Source organism: Actinomycetota bacterium (assembly GCA_013152275.1).
In the GTDB taxonomy this organism is placed as follows: Bacteria; Actinomycetota; Acidimicrobiia; order Spongiisociales; family UBA4744; genus BMS3Bbin01.
The window spans coordinates 1-23,086 of sequence record JAADGS010000066.1 but is presented as its reverse complement, the minus strand read 5'-3'; the positions used below and the strand labels follow the sequence as shown (position 1 = coordinate 23,086).

Annotated in this window: 24 protein-coding genes and 1 tRNA gene; 14 read left to right on the top strand and 11 right to left on the bottom strand. The window is 62.5% G+C overall.

The features are described from left to right. Positions 1-2,781, top strand: a 2,781-nt coding sequence (gene uvrA, locus GXP34_10750; protein NOY56449.1) for an excinuclease ABC subunit UvrA, incomplete at its 5' end; no start/stop codon positions are given. Between the two features lie 25 nt (positions 2,782-2,806). Here uvrA and GXP34_10745 read toward each other — a convergent pair. Continuing rightward, the gene (locus GXP34_10745; GenBank protein NOY56448.1) at positions 2,807-3,925 is read right to left on the bottom strand and encodes a hypothetical protein; all 1,119 of its coding nucleotides are present in this window, start codon (positions 3,923-3,925) and stop codon (positions 2,807-2,809) included. 68 nt (positions 3,926-3,993) lie between these two features. On the opposite strand from GXP34_10745, the gene GXP34_10740 reads away from it, so the two are divergent. The 10 genes from GXP34_10740 to GXP34_10695 all read left to right on the top strand — a co-directional run bounded on the left by GXP34_10740 (position 3,994) and on the right by GXP34_10695 (position 11,995). Then, a complete protein-coding gene (locus GXP34_10740) occupies positions 3,994-4,683 on the top strand; it encodes a methyltransferase domain-containing protein (GenBank protein ID NOY56447.1) in 690 nt (229 codons plus the stop codon). 27 nt (positions 4,684-4,710) lie between these two features. Then, positions 4,711-6,540 (top strand): excinuclease ABC subunit UvrC, encoded by a 1,830-nt coding sequence (gene uvrC, locus GXP34_10735; protein ID NOY56446.1) that lies wholly within the window; start codon positions 4,711-4,713, stop codon positions 6,538-6,540. Further along, complete coding sequence (locus GXP34_10730) at positions 6,537-7,010, top strand: MGMT family protein (protein NOY56445.1); 474 nt, start codon at positions 6,537-6,539, stop codon at positions 7,008-7,010. The genes uvrC and GXP34_10730 overlap by 4 nt, the downstream gene beginning before the upstream one ends. A gap of 28 nt (positions 7,011-7,038) precedes the next feature. Beyond that, complete coding sequence (gene rapZ / locus GXP34_10725) at positions 7,039-7,863, top strand: RNase adapter RapZ (protein ID NOY56444.1); 825 nt, start codon at positions 7,039-7,041, stop codon at positions 7,861-7,863. An 11-nt stretch (positions 7,864-7,874) separates the two neighbouring features. Beyond that, positions 7,875-8,822, top strand: coding sequence for a uridine diphosphate-N-acetylglucosamine-binding protein YvcK (yvcK, locus tag GXP34_10720; GenBank protein ID NOY56443.1), 948 nt, complete (start codon positions 7,875-7,877; stop codon positions 8,820-8,822). Positions 8,823-8,832: 10 nt separating this feature from the next. Next, positions 8,833-10,020, top strand: a complete 1,188-nt coding sequence (locus GXP34_10715; GenBank protein NOY56442.1) for a phosphoglycerate kinase — start codon at positions 8,833-8,835, stop codon at positions 10,018-10,020. Continuing rightward, positions 10,010-10,777, top strand: coding sequence for a triose-phosphate isomerase (locus tag GXP34_10710; protein ID NOY56441.1), 768 nt, complete (start codon positions 10,010-10,012; stop codon positions 10,775-10,777). The genes GXP34_10715 and GXP34_10710 overlap by 11 nt, the downstream gene beginning before the upstream one ends. A gap of 34 nt (positions 10,778-10,811) precedes the next feature. Beyond that, the gene (gene gpmA / locus GXP34_10705) at positions 10,812-11,561 is read left to right on the top strand and encodes a 2,3-diphosphoglycerate-dependent phosphoglycerate mutase (protein NOY56440.1); all 750 of its coding nucleotides are present in this window, start codon (positions 10,812-10,814) and stop codon (positions 11,559-11,561) included. Between the two features lie 84 nt (positions 11,562-11,645). Then, the gene (secG, locus tag GXP34_10700; protein ID NOY56439.1) at positions 11,646-11,885 is read left to right on the top strand and encodes a preprotein translocase subunit SecG; all 240 of its coding nucleotides are present in this window, start codon (positions 11,646-11,648) and stop codon (positions 11,883-11,885) included. Positions 11,886-11,907: 22 nt separating this feature from the next. Then, positions 11,908-11,995, top strand: a tRNA-Leu gene (locus GXP34_10695). Here the strand turns inward: GXP34_10695 and GXP34_10690 are convergent. Together GXP34_10690 and GXP34_10685 are read right to left on the bottom strand one after the other, a co-directional pair. Further along, on the bottom strand, positions 11,974-13,608 hold the full coding sequence (locus GXP34_10690; GenBank protein ID NOY56438.1) for a recombinase family protein: 1,635 nt from the start codon (positions 13,606-13,608) through the stop codon (positions 11,974-11,976). The genes GXP34_10695 and GXP34_10690 overlap by 22 nt on opposite strands. Further along, complete coding sequence (locus GXP34_10685) at positions 13,605-13,802, bottom strand: hypothetical protein (protein ID NOY56437.1); 198 nt, start codon at positions 13,800-13,802, stop codon at positions 13,605-13,607. The genes GXP34_10690 and GXP34_10685 overlap by 4 nt, the downstream gene beginning before the upstream one ends. 828 nt (positions 13,803-14,630) lie before the next feature. Between GXP34_10685 and GXP34_10680 the strand changes: the two genes are divergently transcribed. Continuing rightward, entirely contained in the window at positions 14,631-15,146 is a 516-nt protein-coding gene (locus GXP34_10680; protein ID NOY56436.1) for a hypothetical protein, read from the top strand. A 169-nt stretch (positions 15,147-15,315) separates the two neighbouring features. Here the strand turns inward: GXP34_10680 and GXP34_10675 are convergent, their stop codons facing one another. The 8 genes from GXP34_10675 to GXP34_10640 form a co-directional block, all read right to left on the bottom strand. Beyond that, positions 15,316-16,032, bottom strand: a complete 717-nt coding sequence (locus tag GXP34_10675) for a hypothetical protein (protein NOY56435.1) — start codon at positions 16,030-16,032, stop codon at positions 15,316-15,318. A 173-nt stretch (positions 16,033-16,205) separates the two neighbouring features. Then, on the bottom strand, positions 16,206-16,601 hold the full coding sequence (locus tag GXP34_10670) for a hypothetical protein (protein ID NOY56434.1): 396 nt from the start codon (positions 16,599-16,601) through the stop codon (positions 16,206-16,208). A 103-nt stretch (positions 16,602-16,704) separates the two neighbouring features. Beyond that, a complete protein-coding gene (locus GXP34_10665) occupies positions 16,705-17,202 on the bottom strand; it encodes a hypothetical protein (protein ID NOY56433.1) in 498 nt (165 codons plus the stop codon). Between the two features lie 158 nt (positions 17,203-17,360). Further along, positions 17,361-18,185, bottom strand: a complete 825-nt coding sequence (locus GXP34_10660; GenBank protein NOY56432.1) for a hypothetical protein — start codon at positions 18,183-18,185, stop codon at positions 17,361-17,363. A 7-nt stretch (positions 18,186-18,192) separates the two neighbouring features. Next, positions 18,193-18,369 (bottom strand): hypothetical protein, encoded by a 177-nt coding sequence (locus GXP34_10655; protein NOY56431.1) that lies wholly within the window; start codon positions 18,367-18,369, stop codon positions 18,193-18,195. A 693-nt stretch (positions 18,370-19,062) separates the two neighbouring features. Next, positions 19,063-19,803, bottom strand: coding sequence for a hypothetical protein (locus tag GXP34_10650; protein ID NOY56430.1), 741 nt, complete (start codon positions 19,801-19,803; stop codon positions 19,063-19,065). Positions 19,804-19,882: 79 nt separating this feature from the next. Beyond that, positions 19,883-20,425 carry a sigma-70 family RNA polymerase sigma factor gene (locus tag GXP34_10645; GenBank protein ID NOY56429.1) on the bottom strand — a complete coding sequence of 181 codons (543 nt, stop codon included), beginning with the start codon at positions 20,423-20,425 and terminating at the stop codon, positions 19,883-19,885. A gap of 45 nt (positions 20,426-20,470) precedes the next feature. After that, positions 20,471-21,052, bottom strand: a complete 582-nt coding sequence (locus tag GXP34_10640; GenBank protein ID NOY56428.1) for a hypothetical protein — start codon at positions 21,050-21,052, stop codon at positions 20,471-20,473. A 266-nt stretch (positions 21,053-21,318) separates the two neighbouring features. On the opposite strand from GXP34_10640, the gene GXP34_10635 reads away from it, so the two are divergent. Next, a complete protein-coding gene (locus GXP34_10635) occupies positions 21,319-21,903 on the top strand; it encodes a hypothetical protein (GenBank protein ID NOY56427.1) in 585 nt (194 codons plus the stop codon). A 248-nt stretch (positions 21,904-22,151) separates the two neighbouring features. Beyond that, positions 22,152-23,086: peptidoglycan-binding protein (locus tag GXP34_10630; GenBank protein NOY56426.1), on the top strand; the 935-nt coding region annotated here is incomplete at its 3' end.

Genomic DNA, 23,086 nt, shown 5'->3' with positions numbered 1-23,086 from the left:
AAGAACCTCACGCTGGAGCTGCCGCGAAACAAACTGATCGTCTTCACCGGCATCTCCGGGTCGGGGAAATCGTCACTGGCGTTCGACACGATCTATGCGGAAGGCCAGCGTCGGTATGTCGAGTCGCTGTCGGCGTACGCGCGCCAGTTCCTCGGACAGATGGACAAGCCGGATGTCGACTTCATCGAAGGTCTGTCACCGGCGATCTCGATCGACCAGAAGACCGCCTCGCGGAACCCCAGGTCGACAGTCGGGACCGTCACCGAGATTCATGACTATCTGCGCCTGCTCTATGCGCGGATCGGGACGCCGCACTGTCCGAACTGTGGGCGCGAAGTGGCAAGGCAGACCCCTCAGCAGATCGTCGATCAGATCCTCGAATTGCCGGAAGACTCGCGCTTTCAGATCCTCGCACCGGTGGTCAGGGGTCGAAAGGGCGAGTACGAGGCCCTTCTGTCCGAGCTGGGAAGAGAGGGTTTTAGCCGGGCCCGCATCGATGGTGAAGTGCGGGATCTCACCGAGGACATCAGGCTCGACCGTTACTACCAGCATACGATCGAGGTTGTTGTCGACCGTCTGGTTCGCAGGCAAGGCGTTGAACGCCGTCTCTCAGAGTCGCTCGAGACGGCGCTGCATCTCGCTCAGGGTGTGGCCGTTGTCGAAGTGAGTGACGGACCGGTCCTCAACTTCAGCCAACATCTCGCCTGCACGCACTGTGGGGTCTCATTCGATGAACTCCAGCCGCGCAATTTCTCGTTCAACAGTCCCTACGGGGCCTGTACGGCGTGTTCAGGTATCGGCACGCGCTACCAGGTCGATCCCGAGTTGGTGGTTCCCGATCCCGAGCGCTCCATCGACCAGGGCGCTCTCGCTCCGTGGGCAGGGCACCGTGGCCGGTACTTCCAGCGCCTCCAGGCCGGCGTCGCCGCCCACCTCGGATTCTCCACCGACACGCCCTTTCAGGACCTCGCACAAGACGAGCGTGAGGCACTTCTGTATGGGACGGGAGATCGCAAGATCGAGGTGTCATATGTCAACCGGTTCGGGAGACGCCGCAGGTACTCGACGACCTACGAGGGTGTCTTGCCGTTCCTGCGCCGGCGGCACGAGAGCGCCGAATCGGACTCTGCCCGCGAGTACTACCAGGAGTTCATGCGGGAGGTGCCGTGTGACGCATGCGAAGGCGCGAGGCTGAACCCGGTCTCCCTGGCAGTGACCATCGGTGGGATGAACATCGCAGAGCTGTCGTCGCTGTCGCTGGGTCACGCCTCACGGTTCATCGAGGGTCTGCACCTCACCGACCGCCAGGAACGCATCGGGGCGCGTGTCCTCAAGGAGATCAGGGCACGTCTGCGCTTCCTGCTCGATGTCGGCCTCGACTACCTGACGTTGTCACGAAGTGCAGCGACCCTGGCCGGGGGAGAGGCGCAACGGATTCGTCTCGCGACGCAGATCGGTTCAGGGCTTGTTGGTGTCCTCTATATCCTCGATGAACCTTCGATCGGGCTGCACCAGCGGGACAACCAGCGTCTGATCGAGACGTTGATCCGATTGCGCGATCTCGGTAACACGCTGATTGTCGTCGAACATGACGAGGAGACGATCCGCATCGCGGATCATATCGTCGACATCGGTCCGGGGGCGGGAGAACACGGTGGCATGATCGTCGCCGAAGGTCCTCTCGAGGCGATCATCGAAGAGCCGGGATCAATCACCGGGGACTACCTGGCGGGACGTCGCCAGATACCGGTTCCCGCCACTCGTCGACAGGCTGACGGTCGGGCGATCGAAGTGCTTGGAGCACGAGAGAACAACCTCAAGGAGATCGACGTTCGGTTTCCCCTGGGCCTCCTCATCACCGTGACCGGTGTGTCGGGCAGTGGGAAATCGTCGCTGGTGGAAGAAATACTCTCCAAGAGCCTGCACCATACGCTGCACCGTTCCCGGGCGATGCCGGGCCGCCATCGCAGACTGCTCGGTGTGGAGCAGATCGACAAGGTGATCGATATCGATCAGTCGCCCATCGGGCGAACACCCCGTTCCAACGCCGCGACCTACACGGGTGTCTTCGATCATATCCGGGCACTCTTCGCGTCCACGCCCGAAGCAAAGGTTCGCGGCTACAAACCGGGCCGCTTCTCGTTCAACGTGAAGGGCGGTCGATGCGACGCGTGCAAGGGCGACGGTACGATCAAGATCGAGATGCACTTCCTGCCCGACGTGTACGTGCCGTGCGAAGTGTGCAAAGGGAAGCGCTACAACCGTGAAACCCTCGAAGTACTCTGGAAGGGCCGGACGATCGCCGACGTGCTCGCCATGTCGGTCGAGGAAGCGCTCGGCTTCTTCGAGAACCAGCCAAGGATCGCCAGGACTCTCCAGACGATCTACGATGTCGGACTCGGCTATCTCAAGCTTGGACAACCGGCACCGACCTTGTCCGGGGGAGAGGCACAGCGGGTGAAACTCGCCTCGGAGCTGGGAAAGCGATCGACGGGTCGTACGTTCTACATTCTCGACGAGCCGACGACGGGCCTGCACTTCGAGGACATTCGTAAACTGCTTGGCGTGCTTGGTCGTCTCGTCGACTCGGGCAACACCGTGGTCGTGATCGAACATAATCTCGATGTGGTCAAGACGGCCGACTGGGTCATCGACCTCGGACCGGAAGGTGGTGACGAGGGTGGCTCGGTCGTGGCCGAGGGCACACCTGAGGCGATCCTCGGCGTGCCAGAGAGCTATACCGGCAAGTTCCTGCGTGAGGTGTTGGCTCGCGGCAGCTGACCGTCGAGTGCTGTCTTCACTTGATTCAGGGAATCCGCCCTTGATATGGAGTGGAGGCGCCGCGTGTCTGCAGGTCACGGGGGACGCGGGCACATCGCGGTGTTTCGATGGCTACCGAAAGCGCCAAGAGCCCCAACACCCATAGTGGGGTCAGCACCCGCGCCGCGTTATTGCCGAGATCCCAGACCCAAGTGGAGGTTGTCAGAGCAAGCAAGACCCATGGCCAGGCGAGCCAGCGGAACAGCTTTCCCGCGCGAAACGGTGCCACCGCGGCGATGCAGAGTCCGGCAATGGTCACACCGATGAGGGCTTGCTCAGCCGGTAACGTCTCCGTCCAGACGCGGGCGGAATCCAGGACCCCAAGCAAGGCAACGTTGCTTCGAGTGGCGAACCCTCCACCGAGTATCAGATCGAGTGACGTTGCCCATGCGATGAGGGGCAGCGCAGGGACAACGGCCACGAGTGCAGCCTGCCGTCGAAGACCCCTTGACCAGGCCCAGCCGGCAATCGCCAAAGGTACGAGAAGATACTGGTCCTTTGTGAGCAGAGCGAGGGCAAAGATCACGAGCGCCCACGCGCGACGTCGTTCGAGCCAGAGCACGACGCCTGTGAGGCTCAACCCGAGCGCAAGCGTATCCGAGGTCAGAAGTTGCACCGACATCCAGACGCCCGGATTGGCAAGAACTCCGAAAACAACCCAGAGGCGGGCACCAAGCAACCCGGCGAGCCGAGCTACCGATGCTGTGGCGAGACCGACCCCAAAAGCCGCAACCAGTACGAGTCCGGCGAGGACGGCGCGTCCGTGGACTAGACCGAAGCCGCCCGAGAGCAATGGGTAGAGGATGCGACGGTATCGATACGCGTCGTGGTCGAACAGTCGGTGTGTACCGGTGCGGCCGAATGGATCCAGGGCCAGCACGAGCGAGAATTGGCCGTCATGGCCGCCGGGAGTGGTCGCGACGCGTCCTAGTTCCTGCTCGATGAAAGGTCTGAGACTCGAGTCCTCACCAACGTTGACGAGGCCGTCCCATCCGCCGGTTGCCATGGCCTGGAGAGTCTGGAGGGACAATGCAACCGAGACTCCGAGCAAGAACCAGAGCAGCCATCGGGCTCGCGTCAACTCGTGAGGCTGGTCCTGCTGCACTGTGCCATTCTGTCATGGGGAGACCGGATGTGTGGCGGTTCTCGGACACGTGTGCCACGCTTGCGGACATGGATACCTGGTCTGACCTCGGCAACTGGTGGCGGGGCGAACTCGAAGGCGACTCCGCGTACCATGACGTCGTCGCTCCGTTGCTGCTCGAGGCTTTGGTGGCCCAAGCCGGCACCCGATACCTCGATCTCGGGTGCGGGGAGGGGCGAGTCATGCGCGAATTGCAGGCACGGGGCGTCGACGTCGTCGGATGCGATCTGAACCATGACCTTCTCTCGGCCGCCGCGGATCCGGGACCCGTCGTTCAGTGCCGGCTGCCGGATCTCGGATGGGCCCGAGCCATGTCATTCGGTGGAGCGTACGCGTCACTCGTGTTCGAACATCTCGTCGATCTGCGCAGAGTGTTTGAGGAGGTGGCCAGAGTGATGAGACGTGGAGGGGTCTTCGCAGCAGTCATGAATCACCCTTTCTATACCGCTCCCCAATCCGGGCCGATCGTCGATCCGACCGACGGTGAGTTGTTCTGGCGGTGGGGGGACTACCTGTCCGGCGGAACGACCAGCGAGCCCGCAGGTGAGGCCACGGTGGCCTTTTCTCACCGCTCCCTCTCCAAGCTTCTCAACACCGCCGCCGACGCAGGCTGGATCCTCGAACGCATGATCGAGCGAGCTGTCGTTGGTGATGATCCTCTTCTCGCCCCCCAATCGGAGATTCCCCGCCTGCTCGCCGTGCGGTGGCGCAAGCCGTAACCGGGCGGCCCGATACACTCGATAGGAATGCAGCGCCCGAGCCCATCGGAGATCCCGGACCTTCCCGGCGCGTATCTGTTCCGTGACCCACACGGACAAGTGATCTACGTCGGAAAGGCGAAATCCCTGCGCAAACGCGTCGTCAATCACTTCAGCCAGGTCGGTCCAGGTGCCTCGAAAGTCGACGAAGCCGAAACCGTCGAGTGGATCGTGACGGCGAATGAGGTCGAAGCGCTCATGCTCGAGTACTCACTCATCAAGAAGCACCGACCACGGTTCAACATCAGGCTCCGGGACGACAAGTCGTACCCGTATCTGGCGATCACTCGCAGCGATGAATGGCCACAAGCCAGAGTGATGCGAGGCAGGCGTAGGAAGGGCACTCAGTACTTCGGACCCTACGCCCATGCCTATGCGATTCGCTCCACACTCGACCTGCTCCTCAAGACCTTTCCCATCCGCACCTGCTCCGACGGTCTGTACCGTCGCCACCAGGCCATGGGTCGTCCCTGCCTCCTGTTTCATATCGACAAGTGCTCGGGCCCCTGCATCGGGGAAGTGACCCCGGAGACGTATGGAGCGATGGTCGACGGTCTCGCCGGCTTCCTCGAAGGTCGTACCGATGACATTGTCGGAAACCTTCGACAGGAAATGGAGGAGGCTGCGGCGAACCTCGAGTACGAACAGGCAGCCCGGTACCGCGACCGCCTTGCGGACGTTGCGAAGGCGCTCGAACGCCAGGAGGTCGTGACCGACCGACCCGAGGACTTCGACGTTATCGCCGTCGAAGAGGACGATCTCGAAGCATCGGTGCAGCTCTTGCGGATACGGCGCGGCAGGGTCATCGGGCGTCTCGGCACGATCGTCGATAAAGTCGAGCTGGTCTCGAACGCCGAGCTCATCGGGCAGATGCTGCGTGAGATCTACGGAGATGAGGTGCCACCCAAACTCGTCCTCGTGCAGGAGATGCCTCCTGATCGTGCTGTTCGGGAGAGATGGCTCTCGGAGAGGCGAGGGGCACGTGTCACGTTGCGCGTTCCTCTACGCGGCGCGAAGCGGCACCTGATGGAGACCGCACGGGTGAACGCGGCCGATTCCTTCACCCGCCATCGCCTTCGTCGCCAATCGGACCACAACGCCAGAGCAAGAGCTCTTCGCAGCCTCCAGGATGCCCTCGGTTTGCCGCACGCCCCGTTGAGAATCGAGGCATACGACATCTCCACGATCCAAGGCACCAACACGGTCGGTTCGATGGTGGTACTCGAAGATGGGCTTCCCAAACGGTCCGACTACCGGCGCTTCAAGATCCGCACCGTAGAAGGTCAAGATGATTTCGCATCGATGGAGGAAGTCCTGCGGCGCCGCTTCGAGGCGTTTGTGGCCGAACGGGAGCGCCCGGTCGAGGAGCGAGGCCGGTTCTCATACCCGCCGTCGCTCGTGCTGATCGACGGCGGGGCGGGACAGCTGTCACGCGCCGTTCGAGTTCTCGAAGACCTTGCCCTCGATATTCCTGTGGCCGGGCTCGCCAAGAAGATGGAAGAGGTGTACCTGCCGGGCGTCGCCGACCCGCTGCGGATCCCGAGAGATGAAGCGGCGCTGCATCTACTCCAACGCGTCCGCGACGAGGCCCACCGGTTTGCGATCACCTATCACCGCAACCTACGTTCGCGTTCCATGGTCGACTCGACCCTCGACGATGTTCGGGGCATCGGTCCGACCCGGAAAAAGCAACTGCTGCGCAGGTTCGGGTCGTTGAAGAAGATGCGGGATGCGGACGTCGACGCTCTGGCCAAAGTAGTGCCTCGGCAGGTGGCCACGGACTTGTATGCTGCACTGCACGGACAGGAGCAGCGATGAGACTCGGATACGAGACAACGTTCGGGACCGGCTGGGTGGCCTTCGAAGGCGACACGATCGTCGAGATGATCTTGCCTGGAGGGACCCCGCCGGACACGCCGGCGAACTCCGATGTTCCAGTCCAGGTGGAGGATCTGGTGGCACGATTGACACGATACTTCAACGGTGATGTGAGCGCGTGGGAACCCGATGCTGCACTGGTCGCCCATGCGCGCACTCCGTTCCTTCGTGCGGTCTATGAGGTTGTGTCGGGGATTCCACCGGGGGAGGTCATGACCTATGGCGAAGTGGCGAAGGCCGTAGGCAGCCCCGGCGGTGGACGCGCCGTCGGGCAGGCGATGGCCCGCAACCCGTTTGCACCGATCATTCCCTGTCATCGGGTCGTACCCTCCTCTGGGGGTGTGGGCCACTATGGGGGTGGCTCGGATCTGAAACGTGCCATGTTGGAAATGGAGGCCGCCGCTGGTTAGACGTCCCCGAGTTCTCGTCGTCACCGGCATGTCTGGTGCGGGCCGCTCCACCGCCGCAAAGGTGCTCGAGGACCTCGGCTATCTCGTTGTGGACAACCTTCCCCCATCGCTCATCAGCGACGTCGTCCGCTACAACGACCTGGCCGAGGTGCCCCGACGGCTGGCCGTGGTCGTAGACGCCCGCGGTGGCTATCCGATCGACGAGATCAACAAGACGATCGACAATCTCGAACGTGAAGGGGTCGAGCCGTCGCTCCTGTTTCTCGACGCCACCGACGAGTCGCTGATCCGCCGTTTCGAGGAGAATCGGCGTCCTCACCCGGTGGCCGCGGGAACACTCAGCGAATCGATCGCAGCCGAACGTGAGTTGCTTGCCGAACTGCGAGCAGAAGCCGACTTCGTGATCGATACGACGGAAACGAACGTCCATGAGCTGCGGCGTCGTCTCGAAGAGCAGTTCGAGGAGGCACGCCCGGAACGCCCGATGCGTGTCGCCATCTCGTCGTTCGGCTTCAAGTACGGAGCGCCACGGGATGCCGACCTGCTGTTCGACGTTCGCTTTCTCCCGAATCCGTACTGGCAAGAGAACCTTCGCCCTCTCAACGGACGCGATCCCGCAGTGCGCGACTACGTTCTCGACGAGCATGATGCACAGGAGTTCCTCCAGCGTGTCCAGGGACTGATCGACTTTCTGATGCCCAGGTTCCGCCACGAAGGCAAGTCGTATCTGAGCATCGGTGTCGGGTGCACCGGCGGCAGGCACCGTTCGGTCGCGATTGCCGAGGCACTTGCCCGATGGTTGGACGGCCGGGGAGTCCAGGCGACGGTGCGGCACCGAGACGTCGAACGATGACTCTTCCCGAGGTGGCACTTGACCCGCTCGGGTTCGACCTGCAAGGGCCGAGCGTTGTCGCAATCGGGGGCGGGCACGGTCTTGCACAGGTGCTCGAAGCCGTGCAACTGTACGCAGGAAGCATCGCGGCGGTTGTCACCGTGGCCGACGACGGCGGATCGTCAGGACGCCTGACCAGCACGTTGGAGATTCCTCCGCCGGGCGACATCAGAAAGTGTCTCCTCGCACTCAGTCCTGAACCGTCCATCTGGCGCGAGTTGTTCTCCTACCGTTTCGAGGCCACGGATGTTGCGGGGCATTCGCTCGGCAACCTGATGCTGGCCGCCTTGCAGGATATCTTCGAAGGAGATTTTCCGACCGCCGTCAGGATCGCGGGGAGCCTGCTGGGCGCCCGCGGGGATGTCATTCCCGCGGCGCCCCGTTCGCTGCATCTACGAGCAGAGATCGACGGTCGGTGGGTTGATGGGCAGGCGGCGATCACGAAGACCCGGGGGAAGATCACCTCGATGCGCCTCGAACCGGATGACGAACCGGCGAGCGTCGACGCACTTCGGGCGATACGTACGGCGGATCAGGTGATCCTCGGTCCCGGCTCCCTGTTCACATCGCTGATCTCGGCGCTGATGGTGCCCGGTATCGTCGAAGCGCTCGATGAGGCATCGGCACGGCTCGTCTTCGTGGCCAACCTGACCACCCAGGACGGGGAGACGTTGCATCTCGACGGCATCGGACACATCGCGGCGCTCCGGCAGATGACGGGACTCAGCAGAACGGGTGTTATCGTCGCCCATCGCGGCGACCTTCACGTGCCCGAACCGCTTCGACAACTCACTTACGGGGCAGATGAAGTCGAGACGCTCGGCTGGTATCTGGTCCAGGAGGACCTGGCCGATGTCGGTGCCGGCTGGCCGCAGCACGATGCGATCAAGCTGGGAAAAACACTCGGCGAGCTGACCTAAGGAGAAAGCCATGGCGAGATTCCTCACTCTGGACGACGTCGACGTCGTGGGACTTCGTGTGCTCGTGCGTTCAGATCTGAACGTGCCGCTCGCAGATGGTGCGGTTACCGATGATTTTCGGATCCGGGCCAGTCTCCCGACGATAGTGCGTCTGCGAGATGCCGGGGCCATCGTTGTCGTGTGCAGCCATCTCGGTCGCCCTAAAGGTCGGGATTCCCGGTTCGCCATGGACCCGGTTGCAGTACGTATGGCCCAGCTCGGAGGTTTTCCCGTCGAGAAGCTCGACGCGGTGGTCGGACCCTCGGTACAGGCCGCGGTCCAACGAGCGAGACCCGGCGATGTGATCCTGCTGGAGAACACTCGCTTCGAAGCGGGCGAAACCAAGAACGATCCGGCACTCGCGGATGGTTTGGCCGCACTCGCCGACCTGTTCGTCCTCGACGCGTTCGGGACTGCGCACCGGGCCCACGCGTCGACGGTCGGTGTGGCACAAAGGCTCCGTTCCGTGGCCGGGCCTCTTCTGGTCAAGGAGGTCGAAGCGCTCACCAGGCTGCTCGAAGCACCGGGACGTCCTTTCACGGTGGTACTCGGAGGCGCGAAGATTTCGGACAAGCTCGGCGTGATCCGTTCACTGCTTCCGAAGGTGGACATGATGCTCATCGGTGGCGGAATGTGTTTCACGCTTCTGGCCGCGGAGGGGTACGAGATTGGGAACTCCCTGTTCGATGAAGACCGTCTCGACGAGGTGCGCGAGATTCTCGCCTCGCCCTACGGAGACCGGATCAGCCTGCCACAGGACATCATCGTTGCCGACCGGTTTGCCGCCGATGCGCAGAGCAAGATCGTCGATCGCGACGATATTCCGGACGACTGGATAGGACTCGATATCGGCCCAGACACGGCCGAGCGTTTTGCCGCCGTCATCCACGGCTCAGGCAGCGTGTTCTGGAACGGGCCGATGGGGGTGTTCGAGTGGGAACGCTTTCGAGCAGGGACCGAACAGGTCGCGCGCTCGCTGAGCGGGTTCGGAGGTTTCAGTGTGGTCGGTGGCGGCGATTCGGTGGCCGCTATGCGCCTACTCGGATTGGCGGACACGGTGTCGCACCTGTCGACGGGCGGTGGTGCCGGTTTGGAGATGTTGGAGGGAAAGACGCTGCCGGGTGTGGCGGCACTGGAGAGGTGGGCTGATGGCTCGTAAGAATCTGATTGTCGGCAACTGGAAGATGCATGCGACGCATCTGGAGGCGATCCAGATGACCCAGAAACTTCACTATCGCCTGGATCCGACCGACTTCGACCGTGTGGACGTCGCGATCGCGCCGCCGTTTACGGCGCTGCGGTCGGTACAGACCGTCATCGAAGCCGACCATATGCGAATCCTGCTCGGAGCACAGAACGTGCACTGGGAGGAGTCCGGAGCATTCACGGGAGAGATCGCGCCGGGGATGCTCGCCAAGTTGTTCGTCCGGTTCGTGATCGTCGGGCACTCAGAACGTCGGCAACTGTTCGGCGAAACGGACGAGTCGGTGAATCGCAAGGTGAAGGCTGTCCTCGCCCACGACATGACACCAATCGTGTGTGTCGGTGAGACACTGGACGAGCGCGAGGCGGGGATCGCCTCCGAACGGGTCGGCTCCCAGATTCCTGCAGGCCTGCGGGGCCTCAACGCAGAACAAGTGGCAGGAGCGGTGATCGCCTACGAGCCGATTTGGGCGATCGGGACCGGTCGGACTGCGGCACCAGAAGACGCTCAGGAGATGGTTGGATTCATCCGTGACACTCTGAGACTGGGATGGGGCGATGCCGCGGACACGACGAGGATCCTCTACGGAGGTTCGGTGAACCCTGGCAACATCGCCGCGTTGATGGCCAAGAAGGATATCGATGGGGGACTGGTCGGCGGGGCGTCTCTGGATCCCGACAAGTTCGCCGCGATCGTTCGCTACTGGATGTGATCCGATGTCCTTACCAAACCGGACGAGGAACGATATGAACGCACCGTACACTCTCGTGCTGCTTCGCCATGGCGAGAGTACCTGGAACAAGGAGAACAAGTTCACCGGCTGGACCGATGTGCCCCTGTCAGACAGAGGGACTGCTGAAGCAGTGGAGTCTGGCAAGTTGATGGCGAAAGAAGGATATAGGTTCGATGTCGTGCACACGTCCCTGCTATGGCGGGCCATCCAGACCGCCAATCTCGCGCTGGACGAGATGGGCCTGTCGTGGCTCCCCGTAAAGCGACACTGGCGACTCAACGAGCGGCACTATGGATCGCTGCAGGGCCTCAACAAGAAAGAAACAGCCGAGCGTCTCGGCAAAGACCAGGTGTTCCAGTGGCGACGCTCCTATGACGTGCCACCCCCTCCGCTTGGCTTGGACGACGACCGGCACCCATCCCATGACCGAAGGTATGCGGATCTGGATCCCTATGTGCTTCCGGCGACTGAATGCCTCAAGGATGTCGTTGAACGGATGATGCCGTATTGGTCCGATCAGATCGTCCCGGATCTTCGGAGCGGAAAGCTGGTGCTCATCGTTGCACACGGCAACAGCCTGCGCGCCCTCGTCAAACACCTCGATCAGATCACAGATGAACAGATAGCGTCACTGAACATCCCCACGGGAATCCCGCTTGTCTACCATCTCGACGAGGACCTGCGAAAGGTCGACAGTTTCTACTTGGGAGATCCTGAGGCAGCAAAGCGTGCCGCAGAGGAGGTCGCCAAACAGGCCGGTTGAGAAAGCTCCAACTTGACCTAGGATGGCTGATCCCGGCATACTTACCGGCGCGACACGGCCGTGTCGCTTCGACTTGGAGAATCCATGCAAATCCTTACTGTCGTCACCGTCGTCATCCACGTGATCGTGTCACTCGCGCTCGTCGTGTTCATCCTGCTTCACGCGGGGCGGGGCGGGGGGCTCTCAGACATGTTCGGTGGTGGAATGGGACCCTCTGCGATGTCGGGTTCTACCGTTGTGGAACGAAACCTCGACCGGCTCACGGTGGGTTCGGCCATCATCTTCACGATCACAACGGTCACACTGACGTTCATCTTCGGCTGATCACGCAACGGTATACTCACGTGTCGGAGTGGCGGAATAGGCAGACGCGCTAGGTTGAGGGCCTAGTGTCCGAATAGGACGTGGGGGTTCAAGTCCCCCCTCCGACACCATCGTTGACTACACGGGGTCTCGACTCGACCAGGACTCGGCCGTCTTGGTGGTAGGTGACGTCGATTCCCATCTCTTCGTAGACGGCGGCTTTGTCTGTGGGGTCGGCGGCAGCGAGTGTCGCGGTGATGTCTTGCAGGCTGGCGATCAGGGCTTTGATGTCGTCTTTGGTGAGCCGGGTGGAGGCTTTGACGCCGAGGACTGTTGCGAGGCGCCGACGTTCCTGAGCGGTCTCGGCGATCCATCGTCCCACGGTTGCTGCTGCTTCGGGCTCGTTACGGACGATGCTGCGGTAGCCGTCGAGTTCGCGGTCGAGCTTGGCGATCCGTTTGCGGATCTTGTCGTGTCGGGCTTGGTCGTCCGGGTCGGGTTGGGCGGCCTCAGCGAGGGTCTGGCAGGTGTCGTCGAGGTGGTGGGCGTCGAAGAGTTCCCCGAGCCATTCGTCGAGGCCGGGGAGTAGGGCTTCTTCCCTCACATAGATGGTGGCGGAATGCCCATTGCGGTGGGCCTTGTCGTCTCGGTGGACCTGGCAGCGGTAGTAGGGGCGGTCATGGTTCCAGGCGCCTTCCATACGTCGGCCACACTGACCGCATCGGATCCGACCGGCAAGCAGGTAGCGCCTGCCCGGTTTGGGTTTACGAGTGGAGGCACGTCGACTCTTGCGGAACCGCTCCTGGACTTCATCCCACTGTTCACAGGTGATGAGCGGTTCATGGGAGAGTTCTTTCGACCAGATCCACTCGGTTGGGTCGTTGCGACGCATGCGGGTCTCGTGGCCCAGGCCGACGTCGTGAACATCGACGAGGACCTCGTCGCGGCGTTGGCGGTTCCACACCTGATATCCGGTGTAGCGGGGATTGTCGAGAATGGCTCGAACCGCGGTCGGCTGCCATGTCGCGGCCAGTCGGTGACGGTTACGTTCGGGGTCGGCAGCCGAGGGACACGGGATGTCTTCGCCGGTGAGATCGCGGGCGATGGCATGAATCCCCTTGCCGGTAAGGAACTGGGTGAAGATACGCTCGACGACAGGGGCCGTGAGCGGGTTCGGCTCGAGCTTCTTCAGCGTCTGGCCGGCGGCGGCTTTGGCGGGGTTGGGATGCGGTCCGGCGTCGGCGAGTTGGTAGCCGTAGGGTGGCCGTCCGCCGAGGAAGCGGCCTTCGATGGCGGCCTGGGCGGCCATCGCGGTACGGACCCGAGTTTTGATACGGTTCCGTTCCCCTTTGCTCATCCCCCCATACAGGTTCATGACGATCTCATGCGCGTCAGAGCCAGGGTCGACCGCACCTCCGACTTCGGGGACCCACAGGCCGACCCCGTAGTGCACGAAGACGGGGAACGTGAGCCCGAACTGGTTGCCGTAGAACGCCCGCTGGGGTTCACCGATCACCACCGCGTCGAACCCCCGGTCCGGATCGGCGAGCGTCTGGAGCAGTTTGGAGGCTTGGGGGCGGCGTGACCAGGGGAGGGAGCGGGACTGACCCACATCGAAGAACTCGGCGACGATGACACCGTCGGTCGGTTCGATGAGTTGGCGGGACCGGGCGAGCTTGCGTGACGATTCGGGGTCTTGTTGATCTTCGGTGGAGACCCTGCCGTAGAACGCGAACCGCATCACGAAACCGAGCGTACCGCAGAAGCGGACAGGTGTGCGACATTCGCCCCGGCATGCTGCTTCGCTGCGCGTAGCAGGATGCGCAGCAGCACCGCGGCTGCAGCCTCGTTGAGGATCGGAGGTCCCGGCGCATCAATGATGACCCTGACCGGTGTCCTCGCCAGCCGGCCGATACCCGCCTCGCCATTCGCTTCCATACCCTCAGGCTGCGGCATGACCCTGTCACCAGAATGCCAACCACCCTGTCACGACCCGCCTACGAGTCGACACCGCCCTTCCGTGTCCGCCCGAAACGTCGGAGGGGCGGTGGGGGAGCAGCCGGGCCGAAAAGATCAGGTTGAGAGGGTTACGGAGACTCTGATAACACTCTGGTGAGAGGGTGGGATGCTCGTCTCGTCAATGAGCGTCCAATTGGAGGGCTACTGACACTCTGATAACACTCTGGTGAGAGGGTGGGATGCCAGGCCTCGTCAATGAGCGTCGAATTGGAGGGTTGCTGACATCGCAGCGACAGGGTTGGCGGTAAAGATCTTGGCAATGTCCCCAGCCATTCGCCTCAACCGATCCGCTGTGAGACGAAGCGACGCTCGCCAGGTCGGCGGATCCGCCCCATCGTCCTGCCAGACGGCCAGGAGAGGCCGTGAGATCCCCTGTGCGACCAGCGCTTGGAGGACAGAGGGGACAAAAAAAAGAGATTCTGTCGCTCGGTTGGGCTGTCGGCGGCTCAGAACGCTTGCCATGCACGGAGGGACGACCGGAACCACGAATCAACCGGAAGGTCACAACGCCCATCACGGGAAGCCAGCCGGCCGATCGACAGCAAAGCTGAAAGAACCGAACCTGAAGAACCGAACCTGAAGCGAAAGGACCACCCGATGCAACACCCACCAACGATCCTGCAACACGAGGACCCGACCCGACAGACATCGCAGGCCACAAGCGCGACTCGCGCACAGAACCCTTTCAACACCACACGCACATGCAACAAGTTGCCTGATGTCTACATGTAGACAGGTGAGGTCGTGATGGATCTCGACCGTGGTGTCCTGACGAGGATCGACAGGAAGCTACTCGCAGGCCTCGGGCAGGACGAGACGTACCGGATGGTGCGGGTACCGGTGACCATGGCGAAGTGGTCGACGTGGAAACGCTACTGCGACTCGGCTCGTGTCTCGATGGGCCGGGCGATCGTGATGCTCATTGACCGTGAGCTGGTGAGCGTGTTCGGTGACTCCGGCGGTGATGGCTCGCCGGTATTGGCCCAGCAGGCCGAAGAGGAGTTGACGCGACGGGAGGCGGAGGTCGCTCGCCGAGAGGCCCGTGTGGAGGCGGCAGAGAAACGGTCGCGGGGATGGAGTGAGCGCCTCCGTGGCTGGGAAGGTGAGCTGGGGGTCCGGGGGTACCGGGCAGAGATGACGGCGAAGCTGGCTGCTCGACCCGCAGCTGATCGGACGAAGGTGGGGCGTAACGAACGCTGCCCGTGCGGGTCGGGTCTCAAGTACAAGCACTGCCACGGCAACCTGGTCTGGCACACCGAATGAAGCTTTCGGTCGTCACCGCACCTTGTGTGGCTTCGCCGGGATGAAAACGCTCAGGGCCGGGCAGCGTCGGTCGCTATCGGCTGTCGTGGCATCGTAGGTATTCGAGGATATCGGGGCGGGCGAGAGAGCACGATGGCGTCAAGAAGCTCGGCGTGTTGTCAGAGAGCTTTCAGGGAGTCTCGCCGTCGGCGACCATCTGTTCGAGGATCGTCACCAGATTCCGGGTGCAGACCTCTCCTGCATCGGAGTACTCCTGAGTGGACAGGTCACCAAAGGGATCCCACGACCCTCCGCTCTCGATGTACTCCTCCTCCGATGGTGGCTCCGACGGATGAAACCCGTGATCGATCAAACACCGATCGATGGTCAAGTCCGCCCGATAACGAACGCCCAGTTCCTCCTTTGACGCAGCCATGGGATACGTCACGAGTCCCGAGTCGATCACCGCCTCCTCACACGCAGCCTGCACCTGCCGAAGACGCTCGGTCTGTTCGCCGGCCGACACTTCATAGGTGAAAAGGCCCGCCTCCGACCCAACAGTGGCATCGAATCCCGCCGACTCGAGACACGACACAATGTACGACGCGTGCTCCTCACTGCCCCATGGGACGACCCCTCCGCGAAGCAGCATGTCCGCGTACGGGCCGAGCTTCTCCCGATACTCCGGGGACGACGGCAGCGGCACCGGCGGCGGCGCCCACCCTGACACCACTACCCCTCCCGTGGTCTCAGTCGTTCCCAGGTCGATCGTCGAAGTCACCAACACAGTGGACGGGGTCACTCCAGAGATCGCGGAAACGTCAGCCGTTCCTCCACACCCGGCCAAGATGAGCACCACCGCGGCAACAGCCACACGCGCTGCCCGTCCCATCGCAACGCTGCTCACGGTGCCACGAACCATGCCGGCTTGTCCCGTTGTCGACAGGTCACCATATCCGCATCGCTTGGACGAACACCGAAGTCCTCGACGAGTGCCCCGACACGATCGAATCGTCCTCTGAGATCGCTCGAGAACCGGTCGAACGATGGCACCTTCGCCTGGGGATAGCCGAGCTCCACCTAGCACGTTACCTGCGCATTGACATAGTCGTACAGTGCCTTCAGCTGCGCTTCAGTGAATGGGGGTGGATCCTCCAGGTAGCTGGGATCGATCTGCTGCGCGCATTCATCGAACGTCTCCTTGAGCGCCCCTCTGTTCTCGTACGAGCCGCCGGCCTCAGACAGCGAGTAGTCGGGTCCCAGCGTTACCGCATAGCCGTTGTCCTGCAGGCACTCGACCACTAGCGGGAAGAACTCATCAGGAAGCATCGATACCGGGGGCCACCGAGAAATCGAATCCTCGGTGGCCCCAGCGTTCGTGCCGACACGTGCTGCCGGCGATTCATCTGGTCGGCTACAGGCCGTCACCGTCGCGAGTATCAAGAGAAGGTAAACGGCGCCAACGCTCCGCAGCATGCTCTGCACCTGGTTAGAGGACACTCTTGCAGTATGCCCCGTCCCCCCTTCGGCTGAGGGTGTGATGGGATGTCAAGTTTCGACGATCTGAGGCCGGTGCGCGTCAGGAGACCGAGGAAGTCACGGTGACATCTACAGCATCAGGTGACGTGTCTACCCATTCGGTTCCGTCCCACAAGAACAGATACGTTCGCCCTCTGAATTGGTTGAATCCTCGCAAGAGCGACACATCGACCCCTACCACGTCGTCTCGTTCGGTGCTGTGGACCGTGCCGACTCCAATCAGAATCGCGCCGCCGTCGAATCGACCATCCGGGCCGGTCAAATCACCAAGCTTGGACATGTCGACGTATTGGACCTCGTCGGTGAATCCTCTGATGGCATCCCGTACTGCTTGTTCGGTGGTGTCTGGAGCCAGGATGGGTGCGCCAGCACAGATAACGTCCTGACAGGCCCGCATGAACGTTCTTGCCTGCAGCTCCACCGAGAGTGCGGCTGTCATCGCAGGAACCGGCTTGGTGGAGTCGGTCGGGGTGCATGCGGCGCCGACCAGAAAAACAACGACGAGCAGGACCACCAGTCTCAAGTGACGGCTCTTCATTCACTCCTCCCCTATCTGTCTGATGGTGCCGAATGCGCAGTGTGCACACATGGGGGCTGGCACTGAGAAGCACGTTCCGCGGCGACCACTCCTTCCGCATATCTGGTCCACCTTGCTGCGGAAGCAATCACACCGTCAGCCGAAGGGGGCCCCGTCGGTCAAGTGCCACCCACCTCGGATGACCCATGACTCTTCGCAATCACAACGACCACCCCGACAGTCAGCGTGGCCAGTGGCACCCACACCGCGCGAGTCACAAACTCCACGACCGATGCAGAGCTGTCAGGAAAGACCAGCGCTGCACCAGCGAAGAGCACGCCCTCGCTGATCAGCATGCCAAGACCAACCGAGAACAGCAATCTACCTCTTGAAGGTCTCCGGACAATCCGGCGCAGATCCAGCCACGCAACCGTCTCGAGCACAGCGAACGTCGCGAAACTGCCGGTCAAGAACTGTCGCGACGAGTCGGCGGCGACAGTAGGCGTGAACACGCGCATCAGCACCCACCCGATCCCGACGAAGACCAGCAATACAACTCCGCCGAGGGCCAGTACCTCGCCGGGCCGCCAACGCCTAAAGAGCCTACGAGACAACGTTCGCTCCTGCCAGCAAGACATCTGCACGTTCTTGACGCTTCTCAGGGTGCCCACGTGGTTGAACTTGATCTCCTTACAGTACGCCGGGGGAGGCGCCGCATATGTAGCGAAGACGTAGATCAGCGCCACGGCGATCAAGCCACACACGACTCCCGAGATCCCGCCAGCCTCCAATACCCCGCAGATGAACACGGACAGTGCCGGCAGGGCCAGACCAGTAAACCAACCCCAATCCTGCGGGCCGATGTAGAAGTAGATGTACCAGCCGAAGCCGATGTACCAGTCGGGCGAGACAACGCCCCCGGCCGAGACAACACCCTTGGTGTCTCCATCGCTTCCCTCGTACCGCAGAACAACCTTGCTGGAACCCGACGGGCCAATAGGCATCGTCACCTCATCGACCCCACGAGCCAGTAGTGAGATCGTAGACCACGTCCGGATAGCCTGACTCCACCGCGACACGCTGCACCAATGTGGGAGTCTGCGGGATTGCCGGATCCTCGCCGACAGCAGGAACGCTCGAAGCCACGATCATGGCCAATGCCAGTGCGACAACCATCACGGGCTTCACACTATTCTCCTTTCCGCTCTTCGTTCTAAGTACTACTGGAGAACCCTCAGGACATCCCTAACACTTTTCCCTCATCACGTCCCTAACACGTTGGAGAATCTTCCCAGCGATGTGGGAGGTTCTTGCGGTGTTTGGTTCGGGGTTCGGGTCTGAGATTGAGAGACGCCGTGAGTCTGCCACGGGTGCACCCACCACCTCGACGGGCCGACACGGCGAGCAGCCTCAGTCACCGACACACCGCTGTCAACCAACCGGACGGCCTATCGAGAAAGGAGCACTCGTCACTGCAACGATCACCACCAGCAACAAAACCATCGAGATCCGCTACCAAGGCGAACCCATCACCCACTTCGACTACCCCATCAACCACACCATCACCCAGCCCTACTACCCCCCAGCAGCCCACAGCCTCCTCCGCCATATGTGAGCGATGTGCTGAGGGTCCTAAACCGCTTACGAACCGTTAGGGATGTCCTGAGGGTTCCCCACTACTAGATGCACCTTCATGACGCTCCCGTCCGACGGCATCCCTCCCTTCTTGGGCGGTCCCACATGAGATGTCACCCTCTCTGTGTCCGGTATTCGCTGGAGGTCGCGCGCGTGCCTCGCTGCATGACTGGGTTCGCATGCCGGTCGGTCTCGGGTCTCCGATCAGGCATGGGGTTGCGATGGCACCGGCATCTGACCTAGGTGTCAGCTGCTGGGCTGGCCGAGTTCTTGGATGGGGACGAGGTGAATGGTGGTGTGTTGGGGGTCGAGGCCGAAGCTGGTACACGGCCGGTCGGATCGTGGGGGTTCGGCTTGGATGGTCCAGTCGGAGAGTCCTTGGGCGGCGAGGATGTCTTCGATGGCGTTGTGGGCTTCGTCGAGCGGTACGCAGTGGTGGGTTGCGAAGTAGGCGTCGAGAGTGTCTTGGAGGTGTCGGACGGTCTCGCCGGGGCTCTTGGACTGTTCATCGGGGACGGCGAGGCCAAGCTGTCCGCACAGGTTGGGGTCGTCGGAGGGGAACACGGCGAGGCTTCCCGTGTCGGTGACACAGCCGACAAATGGGGGAACGGATCCGGCCGGGACGATGTCGGTGTTGACGAGTGGACCGTACCGCCAAATCGGGGTGCACACCGACGGGTCGAGGGTCCCGCCGGATTCGACCGCCACCACGTCGCTATCGAGGCTCGGCGACCGGTAGCAGCCGATCGCGGTCGGCGTAGAGATCGGCCGAAGGGTGATCCAGGCGGCCGCGATGACCGCAAGCGCGGCGACCGCGATCCCGGCGATCCTCCAATAGCGACGCCTGGTGCGTACCGGACGGCGAGGTTGCGAAACGATGGAGGCGAACAGACGCCGGGCGTGAGGGCTGCGATGATCATCAAGGCGCGTCTCGTCGACAGGGTCATGAGACGACAAGATATCGAAGGCGTCACCGCGTCTGTTCACGTGCCTCCTCCTCGTGCAGAACACATCCGCCCATCCGTAGTGTGTCCATCGGAATGGAATCGTCGCGTCATCGCCGCCATCAGCCGTCTCCCGAGCAGAGTCGTTCGTAGGTGCCCTGGAGGCGTCGCCTTGCCCTGAACAGGCGACTCCTCACCAAACCGGCCCGGATGTCGAGCATCTCGGCGATCTCTGGATGTGACAGTTGCTCGAACGCCGCGAGCCGCAGGATCTCTTGGTCGGCTCGCGACAGGGTCCCGAGCGCCCCGAGTACCAGTCCGAGGGTTTCGTTCGTTTCCGCAACGACCGGTGCCACATCCTGGTCCGACTTGGCCATCTCCTCGGCCGCGCGCCGCCTCAGGCGTGCCTTGCGGGCAGCGGACCGGCGCTGATTCGCGTGCACCCGATATGCCACCCCGTACAGCCAGGCGAGCGGATGCTCGGCACCGAGCGCTTCTTCGAGTCGCTGCCACGCGACAAGGAAAGTCGCCGCGACCACATCGTCGGCATCCGCATACGACGTGGTGCGGCGCCTCGCGTACACCAGCACCTTCCGGTACGTGTCCGCATACAGTCTTTCAAACGCAGCCCGGGCCTCCCGCGGATCCAAAGGCGGATCGGTCACCGCACTCTCACCTTCCCGGCAGCGGAGGCCCGAACCTTGAGCTGGCTACCCGACGTAGATGGAAGAAACCCGGTTGTCCCACCCTGGCGCCATCGACGGGGATTGATCCCACGCTTCTGTCTGGGATGTCGGATACCAATCACCGGCTCCATAGTCACCGTCGGCAAAGATAGCCGGGCAGGCACTGATCTTGAACGACGACGTCCGGTTCGAGAACCCGTAGTTGCCCAGGTTGATCCAGTGGTACCGGTCACGTACATACAGCACCGATCCGCTGTAGGCGGTCCCGTCGTACAGCTGCAGATAACCCGAACACCACGAAGACAGCCTCCGCGGAGCCTCTGGCCCTCGGCTCTGCTCAAGCTGGACGATTCGGACATCCAGTTCCTCCTCGGTACGAAAGCATTCCACCACCTCAGCATCACTGCGAACCAGACAGGCGGTCGCCTCACCCCAGCCGTCAGCCAACTGGATCGTTTTTCCCTCAAAGAGTGCTGTCGCTCCCAACGAGTCGGTAGCCGCCGCAGCGGGCACCAAGACCGCAAGCACACTTGCGAACACCACCGCCAACACGGCGAGTAGCGTCCTCCAGTGCCGACGGTTCAAATACCTAACTGGGGTCATCATCTACTCCTTTCCTTTCCCGGTCCGGCTGTCCCGGCTTTCAACACGATGTGTCCGGATTCGGACATCTGTCGCGCTCATCTACAACCTGCGCGACATACAGCACGACGCGGACACAACCTCGTGACGGCCACTCGAAGGGGCCTCGTGGGAGCCAGTTCATGGTCGACGACAGATCAGCCTTAATCGCGGTCGACGACCGCCTTGCGACGATCCCCAGGCGGCGACTTGACAACGCCCTCCACCGGAACGGAGTCGCCTGGAGCCTTGTGGACGACCTGTCGGACTGGGTCGCCAAGCATCCGCAAGGCTTCATTTTCCTGAGCGCAGACCTTCCCGATCCCTACCTCCTCGACCTGGCCACACGCCACGAAGCATCGCCGATAGCTGTGCTCACGGACGACCCCACTCCTTCTCAGTACCGGTACTGGCTGCGACTTGGCGCATCGGTCGTCGATGCCACCACGACAACAAACCACCTGCACCTGCAGGTGAACGCAGCGCTACGGGGCTGCGTTGCGCTTCACACCACCGATGCAAGAGCCCTCGCGACCCGACTCGAGGAGCCACCTTCAGACTTAGCGCCCGATCCCCGACAGATCGCGATCCTTGGCGCACTCGCCGCAGGCGCAACCCTCCAGACGGCCGCCAACCTCATCGCCAGATCGGAACGTCACACCCGACGGCTTCTCCACAACCTCCTCGACGACATGGACATATCCAGCTCCCACGCAGCCATCACCCAAGCAACACGATGGGGATGGATCCCCAACCCGCCAGCCGCAGACCCCAGCAGAACCAACCTGAGCCGCCCAGGTTCTAACGATCGCTCGAACGCATCGGAAAGGAGGTGAGTGCATTGGTCAAGGCATATCGGCCGGGAGAAAAGGCCCCCGCCTCAGGCCAGTACGAGATCGCTGCCGGATGCAATCAGCCCACAGGAGCGGAACCGACCGGAACAGAGGACACAACCACCTGTGTGATCGACAGCGTCGGGTGTTGTATAGACCCGCAGCCCCCACCTCGCCGGGAGCGCTCCGTCTGGTCTATCCGGCGCACGACGGTCGGCTGGTAGGTTTCGGTTGGAGGTGTGATGGTGCGGATGCCACAAGTGACGAGGACGGGTGTGGCGGCGGGGGTGGCGTTCGTGTTGGTGGGGGCGATGGGGTTTTGGGCCGGCCGTGTCGCGTTAGTGTCACCCGAGAATCCGTTGACGGCTCCGGCGCCGTTGACATACACGGTGGAGGAGGGCCAGGTTGGGAGGTCGCTGACGTTCACGGCGATCGCACACTGGGAGTTGTCGCCGGCAGGCCGCAATGGTGCGGCGGGAGTGGTGACATCGATGCCGGTCACGGCGGGAGATGAGGTGTCGGCGGGGGATGTGTTGTACACCGTGGATCTACGGCCGGTGGTGGTGGCGGTGGGGTCGGTGCCGGCGTTTCGTGACATGTCGTTGGCGGCCGCGGGTCCAGATGTTGCCCAGTTGCAGGAGCTGTTGGTGGCGTTGGGGTTTCTGGATGTGGAGCCAGATGGAGTGTTCGGTCGGTCGACCCAGTCGGCGGTGAAGGCGTGGCAGAGGAGTTTGGGGGTCAAAGACGACGGGGTGCTGGGTGCGGGGGATGTGGTGTTCGTGCCCGAGTTGCCGGTGCGGGTCGCGTTCGCGGACAGTCTTCGGGTCGGGGCGCGTCTGTCTGGGGGTGAGGAGGTCGTTTTGACGGTGCCGGCCGATCCGACCTTTGTGATTCCGTTGTCGCCGGAGCAGCGGTCGTTGGTGCCGTTGGCAGCGGAGGTGAAGGTGACGTACCCGGAGGGGGTGTGGGAGGCTCGGGTGCAGGAGGCGGTGGAGTCGCCGCAGATGGGTCGTTTGGATTTGGTGTTGGGTGGTGCGGATGGCGGGTCGGTGTGCGGCGACGACTGCGCGGCGTGGGTGGGGTTGTTGGATCAGACCGACTTTCGTGCCCAGGTGGTGGTGATTCCTGACACGGTGGGCCCGTTGGTGCCGATTTCGGCGATCGGGACGGACGCGGCGAACGAGCC

Excerpts from the sequence above, each read along its gene's own strand:
- GXP34_10740 (NOY56447.1), top strand. The coding sequence starts at position 3,994 with ATGGATACCTGGTCTGACCTCGGCAACTGGTGGCGGGGCGAACTCGAA.
- uvrC (NOY56446.1), top strand. The coding sequence starts at position 4,711 with ATGCAGCGCCCGAGCCCATCGGAGATCCCGGACCTTCCCGGCGCGTAT.
- GXP34_10730 (NOY56445.1), top strand. The coding sequence starts at position 6,537 with ATGAGACTCGGATACGAGACAACGTTCGGGACCGGCTGGGTGGCCTTC.
- rapZ (NOY56444.1), top strand. The coding sequence starts at position 7,039 with ATGTCTGGTGCGGGCCGCTCCACCGCCGCAAAGGTGCTCGAGGACCTC.
- GXP34_10715 (NOY56442.1), top strand. The coding sequence starts at position 8,833 with ATGGCGAGATTCCTCACTCTGGACGACGTCGACGTCGTGGGACTTCGT.
- GXP34_10710 (NOY56441.1), top strand. The coding sequence starts at position 10,010 with ATGGCTCGTAAGAATCTGATTGTCGGCAACTGGAAGATGCATGCGACG.
- gpmA (NOY56440.1), top strand. The coding sequence starts at position 10,812 with ATGAACGCACCGTACACTCTCGTGCTGCTTCGCCATGGCGAGAGTACC.
- secG (NOY56439.1), top strand. The coding sequence starts at position 11,646 with ATGCAAATCCTTACTGTCGTCACCGTCGTCATCCACGTGATCGTGTCA.
- GXP34_10685 (NOY56437.1), bottom strand. The coding sequence starts at position 13,802 with ATGGAAGCGAATGGCGAGGCGGGTATCGGCCGGCTGGCGAGGACACCG.
- GXP34_10680 (NOY56436.1), top strand. The coding sequence starts at position 14,631 with ATGGATCTCGACCGTGGTGTCCTGACGAGGATCGACAGGAAGCTACTC.
- GXP34_10670 (NOY56434.1), bottom strand. The coding sequence starts at position 16,601 with ATGCTGCGGAGCGTTGGCGCCGTTTACCTTCTCTTGATACTCGCGACG.
- GXP34_10665 (NOY56433.1), bottom strand. The coding sequence starts at position 17,202 with ATGAAGAGCCGTCACTTGAGACTGGTGGTCCTGCTCGTCGTTGTTTTT.
- GXP34_10660 (NOY56432.1), bottom strand. The coding sequence starts at position 18,185 with ATGCCTATTGGCCCGTCGGGTTCCAGCAAGGTTGTTCTGCGGTACGAG.
- GXP34_10640 (NOY56428.1), bottom strand. The coding sequence starts at position 21,052 with ATGATGACCCCAGTTAGGTATTTGAACCGTCGGCACTGGAGGACGCTA.